Raw genomic sequence first — 13,051 nt, forward strand, 5'->3', positions numbered from 1 at the left:
TCAAACCCGCTTAACGGTGATTACGGGTGAGGTGTGCGATGAGGTATGCGGGGCTGGCGCTGGCTTTCGTGTCCTCCTGCTGTTTCGGGTTCTCAGGCCCCATGGCGAAATACCTCATCGCGGCCGGTATGGCGCCGATCGAGGCGGTCTGGACGAGGATGGCGGGCGCGGGCCTGCTGCTCGTGGCGGTGCTGCTCCTGGTGCGCCCGAGAGCGCTGCGGATCCCCGCGTCCAGGCTGCCGTTCCTGGCCCTCTACGTCGTCATGGCGGTGGCCGGGGTGCAGACGCTCTACTTCGTCGCGATCACACGGCTGCCCGTCGGGATCGCCCTGCTGCTGGAGTTCATGGCGCCGGTGATGGTGGTGGCGTGGGTGCGGGTCGTGCGCCGGATCCGCCTGGCCAGGGCCGCGTACGCGGGCGCGGTCGTGGCCGTGGTCGGCCTGGCGATCGTGGTCGAGGCGTGGCAGGGGATGCGGCTCGACGCGCTGGGCGTGCTGCTCGGGTTGCTGGCCGGAGCGTGCTGCGCCGGATATTTCCTGATGAACGATAGTTTCGGCGACGACATCGACCCGCTCGGCCTGATCGCCTGGGGCATGACGGGGGCGGCCGTCGTGCTGATCCCGTTCGCCCGGCCGTGGGACATCCCGTACGAGGCGTTCACCCGCTCCGTCGCGCCGGAGGGCGGGCTCACGCTGCCCGTGCTGGCCGCGTACCTGTGGATGGTGCTGATCGCCACCGTGATCGCGTACATCCTGGGCGTCCACGCCGTGCGGCGGCTGTCGGCCGCGGTGGGGGCCACCGTGGCCTCGCTGGAGGTCATCGGCGGGGCCGTGGTGGCGTGGGGACTGCTCGGGGAGACACTGGGCGTGTTCCAGATCGTGGGCGGCCTGCTCGTGCTCTCCGGCGCGCTGCTCGCCCAGACCGCCACCGCGAGCGCCCGGCCCGAACCCGCCCCGGAGCTGGAGCCGGTCACCGCGCAGGGGTGAGCGCCGGCGTGTTCAGCGTCCGAGGGTGCGCCGTCAGAGGCGGGGCGCGGTCACCGTTCGGGGGTGAGGCGCCAGACCTGGGAGCCGCGGGCCCAGCGTTCGGGCAGGTGCTCGCTGTCGCGGGCGTTGAGCCGCTCCTTGGCCAGCACCGCCACGACGTCGGCCGCCGCGGCCTGGTCGACGGGCGCGACCGCCGCCTCGAACTCCACCAGCCTGGCCCCGTTGTCCTTGCTGCGCAGCGTGACACGCACCCGGTCGAGGGCGTCGAGCCCGGGCAGCTCCTGCTCCTCGCCCCCCGACACCAGGTAGATGGCGCCGTCATGCCAGGCGTGCCAGGCCAGGCGCGGGCGGTCGAGGGTGAGCCAGAGGATGCCGGACTTCTTCGCGCCCTCCTCGATGGCCGCGGTGGTGCCGCTGGTGTTGTCGCTCACAGCTCAGACTGTAACGGCGAACGCTCCGCCGGTCGAAAGTCCTTGGGGTAGGCCCAGTAGCGTGTGCGCATGCGCTCACGACGTTCGGTGCTCGCCGTGCCAGGCAGCAACCCCCGGTTCCTGGAGAAGGCCCAGACCCTGCCCGTGGACGAGGTCTTCCTCGATCTGGAGGACTCCGTCGCGCCGCTGGCCAAGGAGGAGGCGCGCGGCAACATCGTCGCCGCGCTGCGCGAGGGCGACTGGTCGGGCAAGACGCGGGTGGTCCGGGTCAACGACCTGACCACGCAGTGGACGTACCGCGACGTGATCGAGATCGTCGAGGGGGCGGGGGAGTACGTCGACTGCGTCATGCTGCCCAAGGTGCAGGACCCGACCGAGGTCGTCTGGCTCGACACCCTGCTCACCCAGATCGAGAAGACGATGGGGTACGACGTCGGCAGGATCGGCATCGAGGCGCAGATCGAGAACGCCCGCGGCCTGGTCAACGCCGACGCCATCGCCGGATCGTCCAAGCGGCTGGAGACGCTCGTCTTCGGCCCCGCCGACTTCATGGCCTCGGTCAACATGCGCACGCTCGTGGTCGGCGAGCAGCCGCCCGGCTACGTCGAGGGCGACGCCTACCACTACATCCTCATGCGGCTGCTGATGGCCGCCAGGATGCACGACCTCCAGGTGATCGACGGGCCCTACCTGCAGATCAAGGACGTGGAGGGGTTCACCAGGGTCGCGCGCAGGGCCGCGGCGCTGGGGTTCGACGGCAAGTGGGTGCTGCATCCGGGGCAGGTCGACGCGGCCAACGAGGTGTTCTCGCCGGCGCAGGAGGACTATGACCACGCCGAGCTCATCCTGGAGGCTTACGAGTACTACACCTCGGTGGAGAAGCGCGGCGCGGTCATGCTGGGCGACGAGATGATCGACGAGGCCTCCAGGAAGATGGCGCTCGTCGTGGCCGCCAAGGGGCGGGCGGCCGGGCTCACCCGTACGAAGAGCTTCACACCTTGAGGCCCACGGCGGTGAAGAACCAGAACGACGACGTCAGCCAGAGCCCCACGAGCACCGTGAACGACAGCCCGCCGAGCACCGGCAGCGTCCAGCCCGGTGTGCCGCGCTTGGGCAGGGCCAGCATCTTCGCGGTGAACAGGCCGTAGAAGAAGCAGCCGAGCAGCGAGTGCGCGAGCACGCGGGGCACGTCGTACTGCAGGCCGAGCGCGTACAGGCAGTGGAAGGCGACGGGGATGGTGAGCAGGAACGCGAGGCGCCCGGACCAGCGGTGCACACCCGGCGGGATCGTGACGCCGAGCTTGCCCCACATCGACATGGCCGAGACGACCTGCACGATCGCCAGCACGAACGCGCCCGTCGTCAGCCACACCTTCATCGGCAGCGCGGCGGAGAAGCCGGCCACGCCGACCGCGAACCCGGTCGGCGTGTGCGCCCGGCCGTACACGCCGAGCGCGAGCACCACGAGCCCGCCGATGAGCAGCGGCACCAGTAACGGGGTCAGGCTGCGGGACGGCTGCTGCTGGATCGCGGTCATTGCATCTCCTCGATGAAGCCGTCCACGTCCTTCGGGTAGACCGTGGTGTCCTCGACCGTCACGGGCGCGGTCGGCTGCTCGCTGTCCAGCTGCGGGACGTCGTACTGCTCCTCCCCGGCGAAGGCCGCGCCCACCTGGTACGAGCGGCCGTTCGCGTCCTTGATCACGATCCAGCCGGCGCGGAACTTGGCGCCTCTGACGATGGCGGTGGCCCGGTACAGGCCCGACGGCTTGACCACGGTGGGCGCGGTGAAGTTCCACCGCTTGCCGGCGACCGAGACCCAGCCCTTGGCCCGGCCGCCGCCCAGTTCGGCCGTGACCTTGGACTTGGCGCTCGCCAGGCCGCTGAGCTGAAGCTCGCCCGACGACTCGGTGCCCTTGAACCAGGCCTCGGACCTGCCGTCGCAGAAGTACGCGACGGCCTTGCCGTTCCTGATCGAGATGGCGATCAGCGCTCCGTTGCCCTTCACCCGGCCGCCGTAGTCGGCCTTGGCGATCTTCTTGGGCTCCGTTCGCGTGGGTGAGGGGGACGGCGCGGCCGAGGCGTCAGCGCCGGTGCCCTCCTGCGCGCCCTCGTCGGCCGAGGGCGATGATGCGACGTTGTCGGCGGCCGCGTTCTCGGCGGCCGGTGTCGCCGTGATGCTGGCGACACCCAGCCCCACGGCGAGCACTGCGCCCGCCGCGAGCGTGATGACAGGTCCCAGCCTTGACATGGACTGCTCCCAGGGTCGAAATGTCTACGCCTCCGAGCATCCGCCTGAATCGGTGGACCGTCTGTGAACTATTGCGCATCAAGCGGACAGAATAGAGTCATGCAGGAAAATCCAGGGTCACCAATTCCGTACGGCGCGCAGCAGGCCGGATATCCCTACGGGCGGCAACCGCCCTCCTGGTTCCTGCCGGTTCCCGAGGGGGCCAGATTCGACCACCTCGCCAGGAACGCCGCCGCGCGGCCGTGGCGCTCGATCGTGGGCACGCTCATCATCGGCGTCGGGTTCTTCGCGATCGGCATCCTGGTCGTCTTCGCGTTCGTGATCCTGGCGGTGGCCTTCGGGCTGCCCTCACCGCTCGACCCCGCGACCGGGTTGCCCGCGGGCACGCCCTTCGGCCTGGCCATGACGCTCCTGTCGATCGCGCCCGCGATCCTGCTCGTGTTCGGCACGGCGGCGCTGATCCAGCGGCGCAGGCCGGGCACGCTCTCCTCGGTGGCCGGGCGGCTGCGCTGGTCGTGGCTGCTGCGCTGCACGGCGCTGGCCGTGCTGGCGCTGGCGCTCGGGCAGACGGCGCAGTGGCTCGCGCTGTCGTCGGCCGGCCTGGACAGCGAGATGTTCGGCTGGGCCGGGTGGGAGGTCTTCCTGCCCCTGCTCATCGTGATCCTGCTGCTGGTGCCGTTCCAGGCGGCGGCCGAGGAGTACATGTTCCGCGGCTGGTTCATGCAGGCGGTGGGGGCGCACGTGCGCAGTCCCATCTGGGCGATCCTCATCGGGTCCGCGTTGTTCGCCTCGCTGCACGCGTACTCGTGGGCGGGGCTGGTGGACGTGTTCGCGTTCGGGGCCGTCATGGCCTGGCTTTCGGTGCGGACCGGGGGCCTGGAGGCGCCGATCGCCCTGCACGTGGTCAACAACGTGGTGGCCTTCGGGGTGAGCGCCGCGGCGGGCAACCTGGACGACGCGCTCGACCAAGGCAAGGTGCCGGTGCCGTGGCAGGCGTTGGCGGGAACCGTGGTGCAGCTCGGGGTGTATGCGTTTGGTGTGATGTATCTAGCTAAAAAGCGGTCAATTAGCACTGTTTCGGAATAAACCCGGCAAGAGGTGCCGGGAATCTCACTAGAGAGGTCTCGCTATTCCGGCTCAGGCATGCTGGTCTGGATGCTGTCGGGACGGCGCGGGATTTCCCTGACCGCCCTGGAACGGTCCGCGCGACGCGGCCGGGATCGACCTGTAAGGCCTGTACGACTAGTTCGACTAGGAGGTGCGGCGCGTGGCCTCCGGCCCCAGCGAACCGCCACGGCGACCGCCGGAAGACGACGAACCACGTTCCGAGAGCACGTCGACACCCCAGGCTCCGGCGGAGCCCAGGATCAGCCACTCGCCGCCCGGCCCGACCGACGACCGGGCCAGGGGGCTGCCGCTGACCTCACCCTGGGGGATGCCGCCGTTCGCCGCGCCGATCCCGGACGAGGAGCCGCCCGAGCCGCCCCGGGGGCGCCGGCCGTACGCCTCGCCGACGGCGGAGCCGGAGACCGAGCCCCGCCGGCGGCCGCGCCGCATCGTCAACCGCCCCGACAAACTCGTCGCCGGCGGCCCGCTCTCCCCGGAGAGCCCCCCACCCGGATCACCTCCGCCCGGGGACCGCGCCGCCGAGCCCGCCGCCGACGCTCAGGAGCGACGTCCGGCCGAGCCTGATGGGGCCGCCGCCGGGGATTCCGCCGAGCGGGATGCGGGCGGTGAGGCCGAGACGCCCGAGTGGCGTGAGCCCGTTCCCGAGGTGCCTCGCCCCCGGCCCGAGGCCGACCTGATGGGCGAGCCCGCGCCCAACGACGAGGAGCAGGACGAGGACGGGGACGAGCCCGAGGTGCGGCGGGTCGGACGGCCGCCCGCCGGCCGCCCCACCCGGCCGGACCTGCTGGTCGCGACCGGCACCCCGCGCCCCCAGGGAGCCGCGGGCCGCCACCACAGAGGCCCGGCCCCGGCCGCCTACCGCAGGTCCAGCCCCGTGCGCAGGGGCAGCAGAGCCGTCCCGATCGTCCTGAGCGTGGCGGTGGCCGTCCTGGTGGCCACCGGCGTGCTCGTGTGGCAGTGGCCCGACGAGGAGGCGGGCGGCCTGCGCCTGGAGGCGGGCACCGGGCGTTCCGGCGACGACCTGTTCACCGTCCAGGCCGCCGCCGACGGCACCGACCAGAAGCTCAACGACATCATCGCGGTCGGCCGCGCCGTGGTGGCGGTCGGCAGCGACACGACGAGCCCGACGCCGCGCCCGCTGTTCCTGTTCTCACCGGACGGCGGCAAGAACTGGCAGCTCGGCCAGGTGAGCGGCGCCTCCACGCCGACGGTGCGGCGCGTGGTCGGCGGCGACGGCCGCTGGCTGGCCAGCGGCGGCGACGACGTCACCGGCGAGCGCGGCCTGTGGACCAGCACCGACGGGTTCAGCTGGACGGCGGTCGCGGCCTCCGGGCTGGCCGCGTTCAGGAACGGCGACCACATCGAGGACATCGCGCGCACGGGCTCGGGATTCGTCGCGGTCGGCAGCACTCCGGCGGACGGCGGCGGAATCGTGCCGGCGATCTGGCGCTCCGGCGACGGCAGGTCGTGGGAGCGCGTGCAGACGAGGGAGCTGGAAGTACGGGAGATCAAGGCCGTGGTCGCCAAGGGCGACACGGTCGTGGCCATCGGAGCCCCCGCGGACGGCGAGGGATCGCGGGTGCTCCGATCGGCCGACGGCGGCCGTACCTGGCAGGCGACCGGCTTCCAGCTCCCCGAGGCGACCGACCTGCGCGCCGGGATGGTGGCGGTGCTGCCCAAGCGGTTCGTGCTGGTGCCGACGCGGCGGCGGACGATCGACGGGGACGTCCGCGTCTACTGCTCGCCGACCGGGGCGCAGTGGTCGCAGTGCGGCTCCATCGGCGACCTGGCCGCGCAGAGCCCCGGCGTCGAGTCGCTGATCTCCTACCCGTCGGGCGTCGCCGCGATCGCGCAGGCCGGCTTCGGCAAGTACTCCGTGCTGACCACCACCGACGGGCGCACCTGGAACAAGCGGACCGACCTCGCCAACCCGCCGGGGGCGACGCTGCGCGGGTTCACCATCTCCGACGGCGGCACCCTGTTCGCCGGCGGCGACCAGGCGGCCTCCGACGTGGACAACCAGCTCGTGCTCATGAGCGCGCCGGCGCGCGGCTCGGCCTCTCGGGTGCCGCTCGGCGAGGTGGAGGGCCTGACCAGGGTCGCCAGGGAGACGAACGCGCTGACCAGCCACGCCGGCCGCTACGTCGCCGTCGGCTCGGCCTCGGGCGACGCCGGCCTGTGGACGATCAGGAACTGGCAGAGCTGGAAGTCCATGAGCCTGGGCGGCCCCGGCAGGCAGACGCTGGAGGACGTGGCGTACGGCGCCCGCGGCTGGCTGGCCGTCGGCGGCACCGAGACGAACGTGTCCGTCGCCGACCCCCTGCTCGTCACCTCGGGCGACGGCGAGAACTGGAAGCGGGTCAACGTCACCGGCGACCTGGCCCGCAGGGCGGACCACCCCTACCTGCGCACGCACGCGGTGACGGCGGGCAAGAAGGGTTACGTGGTGGCGGGCGAGTCCAAGGACCAGGCCGGCCGGGTCGGCGCCGCCCTGTGGTTCACGCCCGACATGCGGAAGTACACCCGGTCGGAGAAGCTGCCGCAGGGCGGCGCCGGCGTCCGCGTCCACGACGTCGTCTCCGTCGGCGACGGCTACCTGGCGGTGGGCGGCTCGGGCGGCGCGGACCAGGAGACCAGCGTGGTGTGGTACTCGGCGGACGGCGTGAACTGGAGCGCCCGCGAGCGCGTGTCACCTCCCGGCTCGACCTCGGCCGGGCTGCGCCGGATCACCGCCTACCGCGACCAGCTCGTGGCCATCGGCACGGCCCTCACGGACGGGGCGCGGCGCGCGTTCGCCGCCGTCTCGGACGACGAGGGCGAGAGCTGGCGGACGGCCTGGCTGCCGGCCGAGCGGGCGGCGGCCGTGTACGACCTGGCCGCGGCGGACGAGGGCCTGGTCGCGGTCGGCTGGCACGGCGTGGCCGGCGAGGGCGACAGCGCGGCCTGGACCTCGCAGGACGGGCTCTCGTGGAACCGCATGGAGCTCACCCAGGACCGGCTGGCGGGCCAGGGGAGCCAGTGGCTGTCGGCCGTGGCCGTCGAGGGGACGGAGGTGGTGGCACTCGGCCGGTCCACCACGTACAGCGCCGACCACCTGATCCTGTGGACGTCCAGCCTGACCTCCAACCGATAGCCGCGGCAGACCGATCGTTCCTCAGGAGGGGAGCACGTCCCATTCCCCCAGCGACTCCAGCAGGCCCTCCACCAGCGGCAGCCGCAGCAGCTCCGCCCGCCCGCACCACCGCGCGTCGGCGGCGTCGTCGCCGGCCACCAGCTCGCCTCCCGCCACTGTGGCGAGGTAGTCGCGGATCGCGTACGTGTCCCCGCCGAGCCCCGGGCGGTCCACCGCCCCGGCCAGCCGGCCCACCTCCACCCGCAGCCCCGTCTCCTCCAGGACCTCACGGCGCACGCCGGCCTCGTCCGTCTCGCCCGGCTTCAGCCTCCCGCCAGGGACCGACCAGAGCCCCACTCCGGGCGGACGACCCCGCTTGATCAGGAGAAGCCGGTCAGAAGCGTCGATGATGATCGCACCCACACAATTTACGCGCACCTGACCAAGATTACGACGAGATAACGGATAGCGGTCTTGACGCGGCCGCCCCCGGGAAAGCACCGTGGGTAGTTGTGAGAGCGGCTCCAACCTGCCCGCGGTGTTTTGGCCCGCTTCACGGGCCGAATACCTGGTCGAGTGCGTTTCGATGTGACGCGCACGGTGACGTGCTGCCGTACCAGCCGCCGTTGCCGCCGACCAGCACCGCGCTAGAGGCGATACGCAAGACGTCCGTCGTACCGGTGTGGCTGCCGTGGCCGTTGCCCGCCGGATGGCTGGTGACCGGCTTCGGCGAAGTGGGTGACCAGCGCACCGGCGCCAGAGCCAGCCTGGTCGCGCTGACCGGGCCGTCGCTGATGGAAGGGCCGGCCGATCTGCTCATCATCGCGGAGGAGCCCGGCATCGGGCTCGGGGCGGCGTTCGCGGGGCTCGACGGCCCCGATCCCGGCGAGGGGTTCGACGCGGGGCCGCCGAACGCGAAGCTGTCCGTGCTCGGCCATCCCGCCCCGCTGTGGTGCGTCGACGGCGAGGACGACCGGGCCGTCTACGCCGGCGAGGCGCTGGGCAACTGGCTGTGGGCCGTGGCCTGGCCCGCCGACGCCGGATGCGTGATCGCGCTCGGCGAACTGTCGCTGCTCGACGCCCGTGACCACGATCTGGACGTGCCGTTCGGGGCGTTCTCACCGAGACTCGAGGATTAGGACGGGCGAACGCGATTCGCGTGGTCCGGCGAACGGGCTAGAGTTCGGAGGCGTGACAGCGCGTATCGAGCGAGTGGTGACCGAGGGCGTCGTCGACATCGACGGCACCGAGCACAAGGTCGAGAACAACACCTGGATCGTGGGTGACGACGACGAGGTCATCGTCATCGACGCGGCGCGTGACGCCGAGAAGATCCTGGAGCAGGTGGGCGAGCGGGAGGTGCTGGCCGTCATCTGCACGGCGGGCCTGCCCGACCACGTCGGGGCGGCCATCGAGGTGGCCAGCCGCGACGAGGCCGTGGTCGCCCTGCATCCCAAGGACAAGCCGCTGTGGCGGGAGACCTGGCGGGAGACCTGGCCCGACATCGACATGGAGGACGACGGCGTCTTCGGCGTGGCCGAGGTGCAGCTCGACGTCCTGGAGACGCCCGGGGTCTCGCCCGGCGGCGTGTCGCTCTACTGCGAGGCGCTCGGAGCCGTCTTCACCGGCAAGGCCCTGCAGGCCGACGGTCCCGGCAAGCTGGGCGGCGAATATCCCGCCCTGGCCGACCAGCTCACCTCGATCGGCGGGCGGCTGTTCACGCTGCCGGCCGACACGCGGGTGCTGGCCTCCCACGGCGACGAGGTGACGATCGGCGACCTGGAGCCCCACTTCGACGACTGGGTGTCCGGCTCGCTGACCCGTACCGAGACCACCGCCGAGGCCGAGGGCCCGCTGACCGACGGCACCAGGCTCTCCGGCATCAAGCTCGACCCGAGCGACGACTAGGTGGGTGCGGGCGCGACCGGAGTGAGCGGGCGGCGCCGGGCGACGGCGGCCGCCGCGCGGAGCGAGGCCGGATGAGTTCCGTCGCGGGGCAGCTTCCGCTCGAAGGGATGCCGCGGCGGCTCTACTCCTGTACGCCGTCGCGGTTGAACACCTGGCTCGACTGCCGCCGCCGCTACCGGTTCACCTACCTGGACCGGCCGCAGCCCTCCAAGGGGCCCGCGTGGGCGCACAACAGCGTCGGCGCGAGCGTGCACAACGCGCTGGCGGGCTGGTGGCGCGAGCCGTACGAACGGCGCACCCCGCTGACGGCGTCCATCCTGCTCACCAACGGGTGGATCAACGAGGGGTTCAAGGACGTCGAGCAGTCGGGGCGCTGGCTGGGCCGCGCCTGCGACCTCGTGTCCGGATATGTCGCGACTCTGGATCCGACGGACGATCCGGTGGGCGTCGAACGCACGGTCGCCACCCGGACCAAGGTCATCGCCGTCTCCGGCCGCATCGACCGGCTCGACCGGCGCGGCGACGAGCTGGTCGTGGTCGACTACAAGACCGGCCGCCGCCCGCTCACCCAGGACGACGCCCGCTCCTCGCTCGCGCTGGCGATCTACGCCATCGCCGCCTCGACGATGATGCGCACCCCGTGCCACCAGGTCGAGCTGCACCACCTGCCCACCGGCGAGATCGTCGAGTGGCGTCACACCGACGAGTCGCTGGCCCGCCACCTGCACCGCGCGGAAGACCTGGCCAGTGAGGCCGCCGAGGCCGACGAGCGTTACCGGGCGGCCGTGCAGGCGCCCCCCGGCACGACGCGCCGTGCGCCCCAGGGCCGGCGCGAGACGGTCGGGCCGCCGGAGGTGCCCGCCGAGGTCGACGCGCTGTTCGCGCCCAGCCCAGGGCCGATCTGCTCCTGGTGCGACTTCCGCCGGCACTGCCCCGAGGGCCAGGCCGCCGGTCCCGACCGCCAGCCCTGGGACGGCCTGGCGGAGTGAACCGGCGCGACCGCGGTCCTGCTGCCCGTCAGGCGGCGGCCCGCGGCTTCGGCCGGCGCCGGCGGTCGGGTCAGGCGGCGGCCCGCGCCTTGGGCCGGCGCCGGGGGTCGGGTCAGGCGGCGGCCCGCGCCCTCGGCCAGCGCCGGGGGTCGGTCAGCCCCTTGAGGCCCTTGCGCACGTCGTAGCCGAGCGCGCCCAGCCGCGCCGCGGACGCGTGCAGCATGTCGCGGGTGGCCGGCATGAAGGCGTGGTCGTGCACGGGCTCTGGCACGGAGTTGGCGGCCAGCCGGAACGCCGCCAGCGCCGCGGTCACGCTCGCCCGCGGGACCTCGGGCAGCGCGCCGTACATGCGCCTGGCCCAGCCGGGCAGCGTGTAGTAGCAGAGCGCGCCGAACGGGAAGTAGACCGGCTTTCCGGCCGAGAGCGGGCGCAACTCCTTCGGCAGCCGCGGCCAGAGCAGGAACCGCACGGTCGCGGCCGCCTCCGGCGTCACGCGCAGACTGGGGCGCACCCGCTTGAAGTAGGCGTCCATCTCCGCGCGCGAGCCGGGCACGTCCTCCTCGTGCAGCCCCACGTACGTGGCGCTCTTGCGCTGCTCGCGCAGGTAGCGGTCGGCCTGGCGCGCGCTGAGGCCCAGCCCGCCGCGCGTGGTCACCTCCAGGTACGACGACACCTCCGCGCAGTGCACCCACAGCAGCAGCTCGGGATCGTCCACCCGGTGCGTCCTGCCGGTGGCGGGGTCGTGGACGCGCAGCGCCTTGTGGATGCTGCGCACCCGTCTGCCGATCTCGTCGGCCTCCCGCGGGCTGCCGAACGTCACCCGCCCGACGAAGTCCGCCGTGCGGCGCAGCCGCCCGAACGGGTCCTCCTGGAAGTTGGAGTTCTGCCACACGCCCAGCATGGCCAGCGGATGCAGCGCCTGGAGCATGAGACCGCGCACGCCGGCCACCCACATCGAGCGGTCGAGGTGCACCTGCCAGGTGGCGCTCTGGGGCGGCTGGACGACGATGTCTTCGATGGCCGTCATAGTAAGTACAGAATTACATGGCGCTGGACCTTGTGTCCAAATAGTGCTTTTCGGCCGCGTTCCAGAACCTGACCAGCGCCGCCGCCGTCGTCTCCGGCGCCTCGACCGCGGGCGAGTGGACGGCGCCCGGCACCACCACGCAGTCCGCGCCGAGCCTGGCGGCCATCTCCGACTGCGCGTCGGGCGGCCAGCCGTCGTCGTGCTCGCCGTAGAGCACCAGCGTCGGGATCTCGACCTGGCGCAGCTCGTCGGTACGGTCGCGCATGGTCAGCACCTCCTCGGCCATCCGGGACAGCCCGGTCGGCGAGTTGGTGAGCAGGCGCTTGCGCAGGAACGCGAGGATCTCGTCGGAGACGTCGGCGGCCAGCGCCTCGGGCTCCAGCCGGTGCTGCCAGACGTGTTCGAGACCCAGCACGGGAATCTCTTCCATGATCTTCTTGCCGTTGCGGGCCCGCCTGCCCTCGATCGCGCCGGGACCCGAGCCCATCAGCGTGAACGACGCGAACTTCGTCCGCCCGTCGACGACCGCCTCCCTGGCCACCAGCCCGCCGAAGGAGTGGCCGACCAGATGGACGGGATCGCCGCCGCCGACCACCTGGGCGAGCAGATCGACGTCCGCGCCGAGCGCGGCGCACGTGTAGGCGTCGGGGGTCTCGGGGCCCGGAGTCTCGTACTGGCCGCGCAGGTCGATGGCGACGACCCGGCGCCCGGACTGGGCCAGGGTCATCAGGACCGCGATGAAGTCCTCCTTGCTGCCCGTCAGGCCGGGGACCAGGAGCGCGGGCCATCGCTCGACCACACCACTGACCGGCAGCGCCTCCAGGGCCGCGAACGTGCCCTGTGACGTCTCGATCTTCTGTGGTGCAACGCCAGGAGGCAGGTCGAGGAATCGCGGCGTACTCACGTGGGGCAACAATACCCAGAGGTCAGCGCCTCGACACCGGCATGGCCTCGACGCCGGTGCGGATTCGGGGGAGTTACGAGGTATCCGGACCTCGCCGATCCGGCCCGGACGCGGGCGCACCATCGGCCGGGTGGGGACGCCCCGGAGGGCCGGACGCGCAGGGGAACCGGCCTCATGGCACAGTCGGCGCGGCCATGAGGCCGCGAGAGCAGCCGTGGACGCTTCTCAGGCCACGCCAGAGCGCACCACCGCCCATGGGGACACTTCGCCACCCAGACGCCCGCTCAGGGCCGTCCACGCGCGTCTGTAGCCGTCC

The 13,051-nt window shown here is 72.2% G+C and carries 13 protein-coding genes; 7 read left to right on the plus strand and 6 right to left on the minus strand.

Features of this window, described 5'->3' with window-relative positions; translation table 11 throughout:
- The first annotated feature begins 101 nt into the window (after positions 1 to 101).
- Positions 102 to 986 (plus strand): EamA family transporter, encoded by an 885-nt coding sequence (locus tag OIE67_RS54935; RefSeq protein WP_407674823.1) that lies wholly within the window; start codon positions 102 to 104, stop codon positions 984 to 986.
- Between the two features lie 50 nt (positions 987 to 1,036).
- Here OIE67_RS54935 and OIE67_RS54940 read toward each other — a convergent pair whose 3' ends face one another.
- Positions 1,037 to 1,417, minus strand: coding sequence for a hypothetical protein (locus OIE67_RS54940; protein WP_326635297.1), 381 nt, complete (start codon positions 1,415 to 1,417; stop codon positions 1,037 to 1,039).
- Positions 1,418 to 1,486: 69 nt separating this feature from the next.
- Here OIE67_RS54940 and OIE67_RS54945 point away from each other — a divergent pair, with 69 nt between their 5' ends.
- Entirely contained in the window at positions 1,487 to 2,419 is a 933-nt protein-coding gene (locus OIE67_RS54945) for an HpcH/HpaI aldolase/citrate lyase family protein (RefSeq protein ID WP_326635299.1), read from the plus strand.
- Here the strand turns inward: OIE67_RS54945 and OIE67_RS54950 are convergent.
- Positions 2,409 to 2,954 (minus strand): DUF6529 family protein, encoded by a 546-nt coding sequence (locus OIE67_RS54950; protein ID WP_326635301.1) that lies wholly within the window; start codon positions 2,952 to 2,954, stop codon positions 2,409 to 2,411. The genes OIE67_RS54945 and OIE67_RS54950 overlap by 11 nt on opposite strands.
- Entirely contained in the window at positions 2,951 to 3,667 is a 717-nt protein-coding gene (locus OIE67_RS54955; protein ID WP_146178219.1) for a hypothetical protein, read from the minus strand. The genes OIE67_RS54950 and OIE67_RS54955 overlap by 4 nt, the downstream gene beginning before the upstream one ends.
- 99 nt (positions 3,668 to 3,766) lie before the next feature.
- Here OIE67_RS54955 and OIE67_RS54960 point away from each other — a divergent pair, with 99 nt between their 5' ends.
- Together OIE67_RS54960 and OIE67_RS54965 are read left to right on the plus strand one after the other, a co-directional pair.
- A complete protein-coding gene (locus tag OIE67_RS54960; RefSeq protein ID WP_326635304.1) occupies positions 3,767 to 4,753 on the plus strand; it encodes a CPBP family intramembrane glutamic endopeptidase in 987 nt (328 codons plus the stop codon).
- 181 nt (positions 4,754 to 4,934) lie between these two features.
- Positions 4,935 to 7,928, plus strand: a complete 2,994-nt coding sequence (locus tag OIE67_RS54965) for a beta propeller repeat protein (protein ID WP_326635306.1) — start codon at positions 4,935 to 4,937, stop codon at positions 7,926 to 7,928.
- A gap of 21 nt (positions 7,929 to 7,949) precedes the next feature.
- On the opposite strand, the gene OIE67_RS54970 is transcribed toward OIE67_RS54965, so the two are convergent.
- Positions 7,950 to 8,408, minus strand: coding sequence for an NUDIX hydrolase (locus OIE67_RS54970; RefSeq protein ID WP_326635307.1), 459 nt, complete (start codon positions 8,406 to 8,408; stop codon positions 7,950 to 7,952).
- Positions 8,409 to 8,419: 11 nt separating this feature from the next.
- On the opposite strand from OIE67_RS54970, the gene OIE67_RS54975 reads away from it, so the two are divergent.
- The 3 genes from OIE67_RS54975 (at position 8,420) to OIE67_RS54985 (ending at position 10,804) form a co-directional block, all read left to right on the plus strand.
- The gene (locus OIE67_RS54975) at positions 8,420 to 9,046 is read left to right on the plus strand and encodes a DUF6758 family protein (protein WP_106240885.1); all 627 of its coding nucleotides are present in this window, start codon (positions 8,420 to 8,422) and stop codon (positions 9,044 to 9,046) included.
- Positions 9,047 to 9,098: 52 nt separating this feature from the next.
- Entirely contained in the window at positions 9,099 to 9,815 is a 717-nt protein-coding gene (locus tag OIE67_RS54980) for an MBL fold metallo-hydrolase (RefSeq protein WP_326635310.1), read from the plus strand.
- Between the two features lie 71 nt (positions 9,816 to 9,886).
- On the plus strand, positions 9,887 to 10,804 hold the full coding sequence (locus tag OIE67_RS54985; RefSeq protein WP_326635312.1) for a RecB family exonuclease: 918 nt from the start codon (positions 9,887 to 9,889) through the stop codon (positions 10,802 to 10,804).
- A 112-nt stretch (positions 10,805 to 10,916) separates the two neighbouring features.
- On the opposite strand, the gene OIE67_RS54990 is transcribed toward OIE67_RS54985, so the two are convergent.
- Complete coding sequence (locus tag OIE67_RS54990) at positions 10,917 to 11,831, minus strand: oxygenase MpaB family protein (RefSeq protein ID WP_326635314.1); 915 nt, start codon at positions 11,829 to 11,831, stop codon at positions 10,917 to 10,919.
- Between the two features lie 13 nt (positions 11,832 to 11,844).
- The gene (locus tag OIE67_RS54995) at positions 11,845 to 12,735 is read right to left on the minus strand and encodes an alpha/beta fold hydrolase (protein WP_106240893.1); all 891 of its coding nucleotides are present in this window, start codon (positions 12,733 to 12,735) and stop codon (positions 11,845 to 11,847) included.
- Positions 12,736 to 13,051 lie beyond the last annotated feature (316 nt).

It is taken from the genome of Nonomuraea fuscirosea (genome assembly GCF_035917475.1).
Lineage (GTDB): Bacteria > Actinomycetota > Actinomycetes > Streptosporangiales > Streptosporangiaceae > Nonomuraea > Nonomuraea fuscirosea.

Excerpts from the sequence above, each read along its gene's own strand:
- OIE67_RS54935 (WP_407674823.1), top strand. The coding sequence starts at position 102 with ATGGCGAAATACCTCATCGCGGCCGGTATGGCGCCGATCGAGGCGGTC.
- OIE67_RS54945 (WP_326635299.1), top strand. The coding sequence starts at position 1,487 with ATGCGCTCACGACGTTCGGTGCTCGCCGTGCCAGGCAGCAACCCCCGG.
- OIE67_RS54950 (WP_326635301.1), bottom strand. The coding sequence starts at position 2,954 with ATGACCGCGATCCAGCAGCAGCCGTCCCGCAGCCTGACCCCGTTACTG.
- OIE67_RS54955 (WP_146178219.1), bottom strand. The coding sequence starts at position 3,667 with ATGTCAAGGCTGGGACCTGTCATCACGCTCGCGGCGGGCGCAGTGCTC.
- OIE67_RS54960 (WP_326635304.1), top strand. The coding sequence starts at position 3,767 with ATGCAGGAAAATCCAGGGTCACCAATTCCGTACGGCGCGCAGCAGGCC.
- OIE67_RS54985 (WP_326635312.1), top strand. The coding sequence starts at position 9,887 with ATGAGTTCCGTCGCGGGGCAGCTTCCGCTCGAAGGGATGCCGCGGCGG.
- OIE67_RS54990 (WP_326635314.1), bottom strand. The coding sequence starts at position 11,831 with ATGACGGCCATCGAAGACATCGTCGTCCAGCCGCCCCAGAGCGCCACC.